The sequence below is a fragment of the Paralimibaculum aggregatum genome (genome assembly GCF_030270585.1).
GTDB lineage: Bacteria > Pseudomonadota > Alphaproteobacteria > Rhodobacterales > Rhodobacteraceae > Thermohalobaculum > Thermohalobaculum aggregatum.
The window spans coordinates 159,835-170,173 of record NZ_BSYI01000006.1 but is presented as its reverse complement, the minus strand read 5'-3'; the positions used below and the strand labels follow the sequence as shown (position 1 = coordinate 170,173).

The 10,339-nt window shown below is 70.1% G+C and carries 9 protein-coding genes, 1 tRNA gene and 3 pseudogenes; 7 read left to right on the top strand and 6 right to left on the bottom strand.

Annotated features, from left to right (window positions below; all coding sequences use genetic code 11):
- The first annotated feature begins 280 nt into the window (after window positions 1–280).
- Window positions 281–520 (top strand): hypothetical protein, encoded by a 240-nt coding sequence (locus QSJ97_RS05640; RefSeq protein ID WP_285670663.1) that lies wholly within the window; start codon window positions 281–283, stop codon window positions 518–520.
- Between the two features lie 223 nt (window positions 521–743).
- On the opposite strand, the gene QSJ97_RS05635 is transcribed toward QSJ97_RS05640, so the two are convergent.
- The 3 genes and pseudogenes from QSJ97_RS05635 to QSJ97_RS05625 all read right to left on the bottom strand — a co-directional run.
- Window positions 744–980 carry a hypothetical protein gene (locus tag QSJ97_RS05635; RefSeq protein ID WP_285670662.1) on the bottom strand — a complete coding sequence of 79 codons (237 nt, stop codon included), beginning with the start codon at window positions 978–980 and terminating at the stop codon, window positions 744–746.
- A gap of 143 nt (window positions 981–1,123) precedes the next feature.
- Window positions 1,124–2,716, bottom strand: a pseudogene (gene tnpC / locus QSJ97_RS05630) (IS66 family transposase).
- A gap of 15 nt (window positions 2,717–2,731) precedes the next feature.
- Window positions 2,732–3,855, bottom strand: a pseudogene (locus tag QSJ97_RS05625) (IS3 family transposase); the annotation flags it as partial.
- 62 nt (window positions 3,856–3,917) lie between these two features.
- On the opposite strand from QSJ97_RS05625, the pseudogene QSJ97_RS24960 reads away from it, so the two are divergent.
- The 3 genes and pseudogenes from QSJ97_RS24960 to QSJ97_RS05615 all read left to right on the top strand — a co-directional run.
- Window positions 3,918–4,028, top strand: a pseudogene (locus QSJ97_RS24960) (IS3 family transposase); the annotation flags it as partial.
- A gap of 214 nt (window positions 4,029–4,242) precedes the next feature.
- On the top strand, window positions 4,243–4,737 hold the full coding sequence (locus QSJ97_RS05620) for an IS3 family transposase (protein ID WP_285670661.1): 495 nt from the start codon (window positions 4,243–4,245) through the stop codon (window positions 4,735–4,737).
- Window positions 4,701–5,282 carry a site-specific integrase gene (locus tag QSJ97_RS05615; protein ID WP_285670660.1) on the top strand — a complete coding sequence of 194 codons (582 nt, stop codon included), beginning with the start codon at window positions 4,701–4,703 and terminating at the stop codon, window positions 5,280–5,282. The genes QSJ97_RS05620 and QSJ97_RS05615 overlap by 37 nt, the downstream gene beginning before the upstream one ends.
- 89 nt (window positions 5,283–5,371) lie before the next feature.
- On the opposite strand, the gene QSJ97_RS05610 is transcribed toward QSJ97_RS05615, so the two are convergent.
- Window positions 5,372–5,446 (bottom strand) — tRNA-Thr (locus QSJ97_RS05610).
- 230 nt (window positions 5,447–5,676) lie between these two features.
- Between QSJ97_RS05610 and QSJ97_RS05605 the strand changes: the two genes are divergently transcribed.
- From QSJ97_RS05605 to QSJ97_RS05595, 3 genes are read left to right on the top strand one after another with little or no spacing between them, the layout of a single operon-like run.
- Entirely contained in the window at window positions 5,677–5,883 is a 207-nt protein-coding gene (locus QSJ97_RS05605) for a hypothetical protein (RefSeq protein WP_285670659.1), read from the top strand.
- Window positions 5,884–5,901: 18 nt separating this feature from the next.
- The gene (murA, locus tag QSJ97_RS05600) at window positions 5,902–7,182 is read left to right on the top strand and encodes a UDP-N-acetylglucosamine 1-carboxyvinyltransferase (RefSeq protein WP_285670658.1); all 1,281 of its coding nucleotides are present in this window, start codon (window positions 5,902–5,904) and stop codon (window positions 7,180–7,182) included.
- A 47-nt stretch (window positions 7,183–7,229) separates the two neighbouring features.
- Entirely contained in the window at window positions 7,230–7,718 is a 489-nt protein-coding gene (locus QSJ97_RS05595) for a DUF2948 family protein (protein ID WP_285670657.1), read from the top strand.
- A gap of 39 nt (window positions 7,719–7,757) precedes the next feature.
- Here QSJ97_RS05595 and QSJ97_RS05590 read toward each other — a convergent pair whose 3' ends face one another.
- Together QSJ97_RS05590 and QSJ97_RS05585 are read right to left on the bottom strand one after the other, a co-directional pair.
- Window positions 7,758–9,434, bottom strand: coding sequence for an ABC transporter ATP-binding protein (locus QSJ97_RS05590; RefSeq protein ID WP_285670656.1), 1,677 nt, complete (start codon window positions 9,432–9,434; stop codon window positions 7,758–7,760).
- Window positions 9,431–10,255 (bottom strand): ABC transporter permease, encoded by an 825-nt coding sequence (locus QSJ97_RS05585; RefSeq protein ID WP_285670674.1) that lies wholly within the window; start codon window positions 10,253–10,255, stop codon window positions 9,431–9,433. The genes QSJ97_RS05590 and QSJ97_RS05585 overlap by 4 nt, the downstream gene beginning before the upstream one ends.
- Window positions 10,256–10,339 lie beyond the last annotated feature (84 nt).

Genomic DNA, 10,339 nt, shown 5'->3' with positions numbered 1-10,339 from the left:
CATGCCCCGGCCCGGGGCCCCGCTGGAAGACCGGGGCGCCCGCCGCCCCGGACCGGCCCCGCAACGGCCGGCAGCCACCCTCCCGCGGCAAGCGGACCTAGCTTCCCGGACAACCGCCGTTCCCGGTGACCATCCAAACCGCCCGCCCCGAGCCGCCAGACGCCACAAGGGCGGTGCCCGCGACCCCGGCCTGTCGAAGAGGCAAGCTTGCCCCCTGAAGCCGGACTGCGCGGTGGGAAGCGTGCCGATCCCCACGGGCCGCCCGGCCGCGGTCATCTGCTTGGCAACCGAGACGCGGATCGCCGCGAAGCTCATCCTAAGCGGCGCCGACCGCTACCGGCTGCCCCGCGGCGCCGACGCGGCCGCGGTGCTGCTGGCCGGCTGCGAGGGCCGGCGCCTCGCCTGCCCGGCCGGCTGGGCCGCCTTGGCCGAGCGCATCCTGCGCGCCAAGGGCCCGCGCTACGGCCTTCGCGATATCGCCCGGCTGAGCGCGGCGATGCGCTCCGCCCGCGGAACGTGAGCGACACACCGGACCGCCTCCGCAAGCGCACCGCTCGTCGGCTCGGATGGCTCGGCAACGATACCCGGTAGCCCGTTCCAGCCACCACCACAGCCGCCCGCACACGGATCTTCCGTGATGGGCAATGGTGTATGGCGAATGGGCCGCCGAGCCTGTGGACAGATGGGGCGGGGGCTGATCTACGTTCTGGCGCGTAACGGTTTTCGCGGAAACCGTTGAGCGCTCAGCTTCCCGCACCGTGGATATTGCCAACAGCCTGGCAGATGCGCAGGAACAGGTCGTCGGGTCTTTCGCATTTCGCCCTGTTCACCGCCCAGAGCAACCACCGAACATTGCCCTCGACATATCCAACTTCAGGATCGATGCGATCCGGGCCTGGCGCCGGATGCGTGCCGCCGGCGCCCTCTGTCCGATGGTCGACTTCGAAGCGGATGCCGGCAGCCTCGTCAGCCACATCCACCGAAGGCGCACCCCAGGCAAAGTGATGCCGAGGCATATCAACCGCGGCAACGCCACGACGCCGAGACATCGCGCGCCCATCGAGCACGTCTTCGCGGTTCAGAAGCAGCCCAGGGTAAGCGGTACGTGCGCCCCACGGTGGCTTCAGCTTGAAGCGTGCCTGAAGTTCCAGGGGAGGAGATCGTCGAGGCGCTCGTTGGGGTGTCCTCGGGAGATCGCCTCGAGTGCTGCCTTGAGATTGGCGAAGGGCTCGACGCCATCTATCTTCGCGGTCTCGATCAGCGAGGCGATGCGGCCCCGGGACCGACCGCCCTTGTCATGACCTGCGAAGAGCGCGTTTTCCTGCTCAGAGCGATCGGGCGGATCAGGTTCTCGACGCCGTTGGTGTCTATCTCGACGCGGCCGTCGGTGAGGAAGGTCTGCAGCCCGGCCCAGTGACCGTGGATATAGGCGAGCTTCTCGCCGAGGCGCAACGTGGCTGAGACGCGGGCGCGGACCTCCGCCAGCCATGTGCCGAAGCTCTCGACGAGGGGCGCGGTACGCGCCTGGCGGGCGGAGAGGCGCTGCCCGGGGCCGGCGCCGCGGATCTCGCGTTCGATCTTGTAGAGCTCGGCGATGCGGCGGAGCCCTTCGGCGGCGATTGCCGAGCCGTCGCGCTCGAAGATCTCGCGCAGCTTGCGGCGGGTGTGGGCCCAACACTGGGCCACCTGAATGGGCGCCCCGCCCTCGCGTTTTGGCTCGGTCAGCCGGTTGTGGCCGGGATAACCGCCGAAGCCTTCCAGGAACGTTCGGCATGCTCGCCGCCGCGGCCGTAGAAGTAGACGACTCCGGGTGGGTCGGCGCCGCCCCAGCTCCGGTCGTTGCACGCGAGCGCCCATAGGAAGCCGGTCTTGCTACGCCCGCGGCCAGGATCGAGCACCGGCGCTATCGTCTCGTCCATGAAGAGCTTGGTCGATTGCTTCAGGTGCTAGGCGAGCCGATCGACCACAGGGCCGAGATGGAACGCCGCCTTGCCGACCCAGCCGGCCAGCCTCGAGCGATCCAGGTTGATGCCGGAGCGCGCGAGGATCTGGCATTGTCGGTTCAAGGGGCAGTGGTCGGCGTATTTCGAGACCAGCACATGCACGATCGCGCCCTCGGTCGACGGGACCCCATTCGAATTGCTGCGCAATTCGGTATGGGAACCCGGGCGGCGCGCATTCGATCAGATGCGGGACCGCCGGCGCCTGGGTGACGCCATCGGTGCGCGCCCGGCTGGCATATTTGGGCCGGATGGTGACAACCCGCGGCTGCGCGGGCACGATATCGAGCCGCTCAGTCCGGTCCTCGCCGATCCGGTGTATCTGGCCGCAGCCGCAGGGGCAGAGCGTGCTTGCGGGCTCGATCACCTCCTCGATCCGGGGGCAGGCTCTCCGGAAGGTTTCCGAGGTTCCGATTGACATGCGCGCGCTTCTTCCGCGACGCCGATGGCGTCGCAGGAGCCCGGTCCGCCGCCTCCTGAACCTTTGCAACCGCCACTTCCAGGTCCTCGAAAGAGCGCTGGCGCTCATCCTTGGTGAGCCGTTCCGACTTCTTCCCGAGGGCCGGGTGCTGAAACTCCTGAACCAGGTGCTCAAGGCGCTTGTTGATCTCGGCCAGTTCCGCGATCCGGGCCTGCTGCACCTCGAACACCGCCCGATAGGCGGGCGGTAGCGTGAGTGGCCTGGCCCAGTTGGTCCACGTTGAGTGTTGGTGCATTGGCGTTCTCTGGTCGACGTTGATGACGGCTTCTGGTGCGGGGAGTCGATGGCCCGGGGCGCTGTGTGGGCGTTTCGTGTTGTGGTGGCGAGGCCAGTTCTCGATGACGGTCCGGGCCTCTCCGGGGATGTGGACAATTGCTCCGTCGAGGCGTTCATCGCGGAACCGCCCGTTGAAGCTCTCGACATGACCGTTTTCCCAGGGTGACCCGGGTTCGATGCAGGCGGTCCGGGCGCCGACGGCGGCAATCCGGTCCCTCACCTTCCCGGCCACGAATTCCGGCCCGTTGTCCGGCCCGTTGTCCGGCCCGTTGTCCGGGCGGATGAAGGCCGGCACGCCGCGCATGATGAAGCGACCGGAGAGGACATCGATCCCGTCGAGCGAACCCGGCTTGTGGCCGACGCGAATCGCCAGGCACGCACGGGTGAACTCGTCCGGGATGTCGAGCGTGCGGAAGGCCCGGCCATCTTCGGTGCGGCGATGCACGAAGTCGCAGGACCGGACATGGTTGCGGCGCTCCGGCCGGAGCCGGATGCAGGATCCGTCGCCCAGCCACAGGCGGCCTCGCCCCGGCCGTCTCGCCGGCACCTTCAGCCCCTCGCGTCGCCAGAGCCTCTCGACCCGGCCATCGATGACCGACCGCCCCGCCTCACGCAGGCGTGCCGCGATCCGGCGACAGCCATGGCGACCGTACGGCCTGGCCGGCTCAATCATGTCCTCCGCCAGGCGCGCTTCATCTTCGCGGCCTCGAGGCACATCGCGTCGGGTGGAGCGGTGCCGGCCGAGCCTGCGGCAGGCGCGGCGCTCGCTCACGCCAGGCGTCTGCCGCACGCTCTCGACACATTGCCGGCGGCGCGCGGGGCTCGGAAGTTTCCCCTGGCTGCCTCCGCCAGGATGAGCTTGTCCGGGGTGAGATCCGCCACCGCCTTTCGGAGCCGCTCGTTCTCTTTCTGAAGCTGTTCGGGCTCGTGCAGCTGCCCGGTCCGCATGCCACCGCAGGTCTGGCGCCAGCGGTAGAATGTCAGCTCGGGAACGCCGATCTGCCGGATCGCCTCGGCCAAGTTCATGCCCTGGCCATGCAGCACTTCGACCTGGCGCAACCTGGTGACAAACTCTTCCGGCTTGTGTCGCTCGCTCATTCTCGGCTCCTCCCCTTCTCCAATCACAAAGGTGGACCAATCCGGATCGGGCAGATCACAAGGGGCGCCATGGCGCGTCGCCTATCCATGCGGAACTGCTGGCCCGGGGGCGGCGGATTGCCCGGAAGACGGTGGCCAGTATCATGAAACAGAACGATATCCGCCCGCCGCGTCGTCGCCGCCGCGGCCCTCGCACCACCGACAGCCGGCGCGAGCCGGGCATCGCGCCGATCCCGCTCAGGTGCGATTTCCACGCCGACGCGCCCGACCGGGCCTGGCTGGCCGGCATCAGCGACGACCCGACCGGGGAGGGCTGGCTCTATCTCGCCGCCGTCAGGGACATGGCGACCATGGAGATCGCAGGCCGGGGAGATCGCAGGCCGGGCCTTGTCCGACAGCCTGAACAAGGGGCTGGCGATCGGTGCCATGCGCATGGCGCTGCAGAACCGGCGGGCGGCGCCCGGGCCGGTCTGTCACCCGGATCGCGGCGTGCACTACGCCGGCGGCGACGACCGCAGGCCGCTTTCGAGCCATGGCGCCAGGGCCTCCAGAAGCGGCAGGGGCAAATGCCTCGACAATGCGCCGATGGTTCACGCCTCACGCGCGCCGCTTCGCGACGTCTTCGGCGCGCTGAAGACGGAGATGGTCCACAGCGCCAATGTCCGGTCGCGCCGTGAGGCGAAGGCGGCTCTCCTCGAATACATCGCAATCTTCCACAACCGACAGCCCCGTTACTCCCGCATCGGCGACCGGACGCCAGAGCGGGCCAGGATCGACATGACCCACGCCAAAGCCGCAAAGAAAGGGCTCCCAGTCCGGCTTCAGGGGGAAAGCTCACCGGCAGGATGTCGCCGAACCCGGATCCGCGCGAGCGCTGGCTGACCCGGAGCGAGGCCGCCCTGCTGCTGCGCGCCGCGGCCCCGCATCTCAGGCGCTTCATTCTGCTCTCGCTCTACACCAGCACGCGAAAATCGCCGCTCCTCGCCCTGCGCTGGCTGCCCTCGATCGATGCCGGCTGGATCGATCTCGAGCGCGGCGTGCTGCACCGGCGCGGGCCGGGCGAGCGGCGCACCAGGAAACGGCGCGAGGCTGTCCGCCTGCCTCGCCAGGTGCCGATGCAGGCCCGGATCTGGGCGCGCGACGGCGCCGCCCATGTCATCCACTTCCGCGGCCGGCCGGTGCACTCGATCAAGACCGGTTTCGCCGCCGCCAGGATCGCCGCCGGCCTGCCCGATGTCACGCCCCACGATCTGAAGCGCACCGCGGTGACCTGGGCCTTCCAGGGCGGCATGACCCTGCCCGACGCCGCGGACGACTTCTCGACCGACAGCGCGACGCTCGAACGGGTCTACCGCGCCCACAGCCCCGACCACCAGGCCCGCGCGGTGCGGGTGATCGAGCGCGGCGGGCGCGACGAAACTGGATGATATCCGGATTTTCCGTGAAGGCAGGGGCAGTCACGATTGCCGAGAAACCACTTAACGCCTTGAAAGTTCAGAGTGTTTTGCCTGACTGATGGTGCTGCCGGAGAGACTCGAACTCTCGACCTCTCCCTTACCAAGGGAGTGCTCTACCACTGAGCTACGGCAGCAGCCGTTCCCTGATCCGGTGACCGGGTCGGTCGGGCAGGAGGCGGGCGCAGGGAAATCCCACCTCCATGGCATCCGGGCGTGCCGCTCTCATCCCTCTCGAGGAGGCCCTTGTCAAGGGAGCGCGACCGCCGCTGTGCCACACCGGCTTCGGGCGCCCTGATGCCCCGATGCTCGGCGGAATGCAAGGGCAAACTGGACCGCCGCGGCGCCCCGCGATATGGGAGGTGAAATGACCGACGGGGATGACAGCAAAACCGGCAGGGGCGGCGCCCGGGGCGCCGATGCGCGGGCCGAACGGCTCGCCGCGGCGCTCCGCGACAATCTGCGCCGGCGCAAGGCACAGGCGCGTGCGCGCCGCGAAACCGCCGCCGGAACGCCGTCCTCCGGCCCCGATGCAGCCGCACCGGGCGACGATACCCTCCCCGGAGAACGCTGAGGCAGCAGAGGCCGCACCATGGACAGAATCAGGATCGAGGGCGGGCAGCCGCTGAGCGGGCGCATCGCCATCTCCGGGGCAAAGAATGCCTGCCTCACATTGATGCCGGCGGCGCTGCTGACCGACCAGCCGCTGATGCTCACCAATGCGCCGCGGCTCGCCGACATCGCCACCATGTCGGCGCTGCTGCGCTCGCTCGGCTGCGAGATCGCGAACCTGCAGGGCGGCCGCGTGCTGGCGATCTCGGCGGCGAATCTCACCAGCGACACGGCGCATTACGACATCGTGCGCAAGATGCGCGCCTCGATCCTGGTGCTCGGGCCGATGCTGGCGCGGCACGGGCGGGCGCGGGTCTCGCTGCCGGGCGGCTGCGCCATCGGCGCGCGGCCGGTGGACCTGCACCTGAAGGGGCTCGAGCGCCTCGGCGCCAGCCTCACGCTGGCCGACGGCTATGTCGAGGCGGAGGCGCCGGGCGGGCTGGTCGGCGCCGAGGTCGCGTTCCCCTTCGTCTCGGTCGGCGCCACCGAGAACCTGCTGATGGCGGCGACGCTGGCCCGCGGCACCACGGTGCTGAAGAACGCCGCGCGCGAGCCCGAGATCACCGATCTCGCCGCCTGCCTCACCCGGATGGGCGCGCGGATCGAGGGCGCCGGCACCGACACCGTCACCATCGAGGGCGTGCGCAGCCTCGGCGCCGCCACGCATCCCGTGCTGCCCGACCGGGTGGAGCTCGGCACCTACATGATCGCGCCCGCCATCGCCGGCGGCTCGGTGGTGCTGACCGGCGCCGAGCGCGGCCTCGTCGGCGCGCTGATCGAGCGGCTCGAGGCCGCCGACATCGCGGTGGAGGACGTGCCCGAGGCCGAGGGCGGGGGCCTGCGCGTCTCGCGGCGCAACGGGCGCATCCTGCCGGTGGAGATCGCCACCGCGCCCTTCCCCGGCTTCCCCACCGATCTCCAGGCGCAGATGATGGCGCTGCTCTGCCTCGCCGAGGGCGAGAGCCATATCGACGAGCGGATCTTCGAGAACCGCTTCATGCATGTGCCGGAGCTTGCGCGAATGGGTGCGCGTATCGATATCCATGGCGGCAGCGCGAGGATCACCGGGGTCGAGCGGCTCAAGGGCGCGCCGGTGATGGCGACGGATCTGCGCGCCTCGGTCAGCCTGATCCTCGCCGGGCTCGCGGCCGAGGGCGAGACCGTGGTGAGCCGGGTCTACCATCTCGACCGCGGCTACGAGCGGCTCGAGGAGAAGCTCGGCGCCTGCGGCGCGCGGATCGCGCGGCTGTCGGAGGACTAGGAACGCAAGCGGCACGTCCCGCGGGGGCGGCGAAAGGAAACGACGCGATGGATGCACGCTTCGAAGAGGTCGGGCACAGCGACCGCCCGCTGCGGCTGCGCGCCGAGAGCATCGACGATCTCGCGGTGATCTCGAGCCTGGTGCAGGACGCGCTGGCCCGCACCGGCGACATCAGCTGGGCGAAGTCGCGGCGGCGGCTGGTGCTGCTGCTCAACCGCTTCCGCTGGGAGGACCGGGCGGCGGCCGAGGCGGAGGGGCGCCCGCCGGAGCGGGTGCGCACCATGCTGATGATCGACGGCGTCGAGACCGTGCGCGCCCGCGGCGTCAGCCCGCAGGACCCGGAGACGGTGATCGGCCTGCTCACCCTCGCCTTCGCGGGCGCCGACGACCCGGAGGACCCCTCGGGCGTGCTGACCCTGGCGCTGGCCGGCGACGGCGACCTGGCGGTCGGGGTCGAGGCGCTCGACGTCACGCTGGAGGATGTCACCCGGCCCTGGATCTCGACCACCGGCAGGGTGCCCGCGCACGAGGACTGACCGGGCGCCCGCCGCCCGGCGCGCCCGCCATCGCCGGGGTCAGTTGCCGGCGGAATCCATCCGCCGCGAGGCCAGCGCCCGCTCGAGCCAGCCGAGCTTCATCTCCGGCACCGATTTCAGCAGCAGGTCGGTATAGTCGTCGAAGGGCGGGGAGAGCACCTCGTCCTTCGGACCGAAACGCACCACCCGGCCCATGTACATCACCGCGATGCTGTCGGAGATCGCGCGCACCGTCGCGATGTCGTGGGTGATGAAGAGATAGCTGACCCGGGTTTCGGCCTGCAGCTCCATCAGCAGCTTGAGGATGCCCTCCGCCACCAGCGGGTCGAGCGCCGAGGTCGGCTCGTCGCAGAGGATCAGCTCCGGGTTCGCGGCCAGCGCGCGGGCGATGCAGACCCGCTGCTTCTGCCCGCCGGAGAGCTCGGCGGGGTAGCGGTCGGCAAAGCCCTGCCCCATCTCGATCTGGTCGAGCAGCTCGGCCACCCGCCGCGCCCGCTCGCCGCCCTTCAGCCCGAAATAGAAGCCGAGCGGGCGGCCGATGATCTCCGCCACCGTCTGGCGCGGGTTCATCGCGGTGTCGGCCATCTGGTAGATCATCTGGATCTGGCGGAGCTGCTCCTTGCTGCGGCGCGAGAGCGCCGGCGGCAGCGGCTCGCCCTTGAAGCTGACGGTGCCGGCGCGCGGCGGCAGGAGCCCGGTGATCACCCGCGCCGTGGTCGACTTGCCCGAGCCCGATTCGCCCACCACCGCCAGCGTCTGGCCCTTGGGCAGGTGCATCGAGACATCGAACAGCACCGGCACCTCGCCATAGGCCGCGTCGATCCCCTCGAGCTGCAGCAGCGCGCCGGACTGGTCCTCGGCCTGGGGCTTGATGTCGGAGCGGATCGAGAGGAGCTCGCGCGTGTAGGCCTCGCGCGGCGCCTCGATCATCTGCTGCACCGGGCCGTATTCCACCGTGTTGCCGTGGCGCAGTACCATGATGTCGTCGGAGATCTGCGCCACCACCGCGAGATCGTGGGTGATGTAGATCGCCGCGACATCGGTTTCCTCGATGGCGCGCTTGATGGCCGCGAGCACGTCGATCTGGGTGGTCACGTCGAGCGCCGTGGTCGGCTCGTCGAAGACGATGAGATCCGGCGCCGGGCAGAGCGCCATCGCGGTCATCGCGCGCTGCAGCTGGCCGCCGGAAACCTGGTGCGGGAAGCGCCGGCCGAAGCTGTCGGGGTCCGGCAGGCCGAGGGTCTCGAACAGCATCCGCGCCCGCTCGCGGGCCTCGCGCCGGCTCATCAGCCCGTGCTTGAGCGCCGCCTCGACCACCTGGTCGCCGAGCCGGTGCGCCGGATTGAAGGCCGCCGCCGCCGATTGCGCGACATAGGTCACCCGCCGCCCGCGCACGCCCCGGATGCCGGATTTCGGCAGGGCGAGGATGTTCTCGCCGTGGAGCCAGACCTCGCCGCCGGTGATGCGCACCCCGCCGCGGCCATAGGCCAGCGCCGCGAGCCCGATGGTGGACTTGCCCGCCCCCGATTCGCCGATCAGGCCGAGCACCTTGCCCTTCTCGATCGCGAAGCTGACGCCGTGCACGATCTCGATGTCGCGCGGCGGCTCGTTCGGCGGATAGACCGTGGCGCCGATATGCAGGTCGCGCACCTCGAGCACGGTGCCGGGGGCGGTTGCGGCGGCGCTGTCGGGGCCGGTTCCGGGAGCTTCGCTCATCCGCGGCCTCCCTTCAGGCTGGCGGTGCGGTTGAGCATCCAGTCCACCACCATGTTGACCGAGACCGCCAGCAACGCGATCGCCGCGCCGGGATAGAGCGCCGCCGGCACCAGGAAGATGATCCCGTCCTTGTTGTCCTTGACCATGCCGCCCCAGTCGGCCTCCGGCGGCTGGATGCCGAGCCCGAGGAAGCTGAGCGTCGAGAGGAACAGCACCGCGAAGGCGAATCGCAGGCCGAACTCGGCGATCAGCGGGGTCCAGACATTGGGCAGGACCTCGCGGAAGATGATCCAGAGCCAGCCCTCGCCGCGCAGACGCGCCGCCTCGACATAGTCCTGCACCACGACATCCACCGCCACGGCGCGGCCGAGCCGGTAGACCCGGGTCTGGTCGATCACCGCCATCACCAGCACCAGGATCACGATGTTCTGCGGCAGCGCCGCCAGCACCACGAGGGCGAAGATCAGCGTCGGGATCGCCAGCAGCATGTCGTTGATGCGGCTGAGGATCTGGTCGGTCCAGCCGCCCACCACCGCGGCGGTGAAGGAGAGCAGCATCCCCGCCGAGAAGCTGAGCAGCGAGGCGATCAGCGCCACCGCGATGGTGGTCTGCGCGCCGAAGATCAGCCGCGACAGCATGTCCCGCCCGAGATTGTCGGTGCCGAGATGGCAGGTGCCGGCGCGCTCGGTGCCGTCGTCGGCGGTGGAGAGGCAGTCGGTCCCCGGCCCCTGCCAGACATCGCCGACGATCTCGCGCTCGCCGAACGGGGCGATCGCATCGGCATAGACCGCGACGAAGCCGAAGAGGATGCAGCCGAGCATGGCGACCCGCGCCGACCAGGGCAGCCTGGCCCAGCCGCGCAGCACGAGCAGCAGCGCCGCGAAGGGCACGATGTCGACCGCCGC

Coding starts and splice junctions, on each gene's coding strand:
- QSJ97_RS05615 (WP_285670660.1), top strand. CDS start 4,701: ATGTCGCCGAACCCGGATCCGCGCGAGCGCTGGCTGACCCGGAGCGAG.
- QSJ97_RS05605 (WP_285670659.1), top strand. CDS start 5,677: ATGACCGACGGGGATGACAGCAAAACCGGCAGGGGCGGCGCCCGGGGC.
- murA (WP_285670658.1), top strand. CDS start 5,902: ATGGACAGAATCAGGATCGAGGGCGGGCAGCCGCTGAGCGGGCGCATC.
- QSJ97_RS05595 (WP_285670657.1), top strand. CDS start 7,230: ATGGATGCACGCTTCGAAGAGGTCGGGCACAGCGACCGCCCGCTGCGG.
- QSJ97_RS05590 (WP_285670656.1), bottom strand. CDS start 9,434: ATGAGCGAAGCTCCCGGAACCGGCCCCGACAGCGCCGCCGCAACCGCC.
- QSJ97_RS05585 (WP_285670674.1), bottom strand. CDS start 10,255: ATGCTCGGCTGCATCCTCTTCGGCTTCGTCGCGGTCTATGCCGATGCG.